At 40.9% G+C, this 1,079-nt stretch carries 2 protein-coding genes; both read left to right on the top strand.

What is annotated here, in order from left to right:
* The first annotated feature begins 159 nt into the window (after window positions 1–159).
* Complete coding sequence (gene psbU, locus ASL19_RS03185) at window positions 160–549, top strand: photosystem II complex extrinsic protein PsbU (protein WP_057177262.1); 390 nt, start codon at window positions 160–162, stop codon at window positions 547–549.
* Window positions 550–775: 226 nt separating this feature from the next.
* On the top strand, window positions 776–1,039 hold the full coding sequence (locus tag ASL19_RS03180) for a hypothetical protein (RefSeq protein ID WP_235528917.1): 264 nt from the start codon (window positions 776–778) through the stop codon (window positions 1,037–1,039).
* Window positions 1,040–1,079: the final 40 nt, after the last annotated feature.

Below are 1,079 nucleotides of genomic sequence, written 5' to 3'. Positions count from 1 at the left end.
TAAATGAGTCCATGACAAGTGCAGTAAATTATATTACAGCAGAGGATGCGCTTAATTGGTTCAATCATTGTGGTTTATTTACATGAAAACCGCCGTAATAAATTTGGTGAAATCATGCTACTGTTGGGAGGGTTTTTATCTTAGGAGATTATTTACATTATGCAGGTTAGGACACGCTTATTAATGTTTTTGAGTGCGGTATTCGTAATTTTGGGAATAATTCTTTCCCAACCAACATTAGCTGATGGATTGAAGGTGGACAATTTTTCTAACCTCATTGCCTTGCAAAATTCGGCCGAGGATAAGCTGGGTACTGACTTTGGTCGAAAAATTAACCTCAATAATGCAAGTAGGCGGGAATTTAAGCAGTATCCTGGTTTGTATCCCACATTGGCTGTTTGGATAGTGAAGAATTCACCATACAAAAAAGTAGAAGACGTGCTGAAAATTTCAGGGTTGACCGATGGACAGGTAGAAGTATTACGTAGTAATTTAGATCATTTTACCGTTGAAGAACACAATTTCTCTGGACTTGAAGAACGCCCTTGATGAGACCGAATTAATAATAAAAAATCACAGTGCGATGGCACTGTGACTTTTGTGTGCCACCACTCATTGTATATACGCGACCATCGATTAGCTCATGCTTGTCCAACTGCTGTTCTTCCCAGCAAAAATACTCTAAGGAGATGAATTAGGGTTATTTAATATCGCTGTTTATTGGAAGAGAAAATATTGTCATAAAGGACCAAAAGAACCTTGGTATATCTGGTTCTTGCGCCTGTTTTATGGACAATTAATAGAAATAACCGCATGGTTCAGAATGGTGGGCGATTGCGAAGCACTCCCTACGGGAGATTGCGCAGCACTCCCTACGGGAGATCGCTCGCATCTAGGCACGTTTCATGTTCGGTTCATGTTTGGTAAAAGATTGACGGTAAACGTCTTCCCTCAAAGGATAAATCAGTTATTTCAAAGGTTTTGGGATATTTGGAGGGCGATTGCGCAGCAGTCCCGACGGGAGATCGCAAAGGACTAGCAACCTGGAGACTGTCTATTGGGGAGACCGGGAATCAATT

This window comes from Cylindrospermopsis sp. CR12 (genome assembly GCF_001432185.1).
Lineage (GTDB): Bacteria > Cyanobacteriota > Cyanobacteriia > Cyanobacteriales > Nostocaceae > Raphidiopsis > Raphidiopsis raciborskii.
Note: the sequence above shows the minus strand (reverse complement) of the source record. Positions and strands in the feature narration are given on the sequence as shown.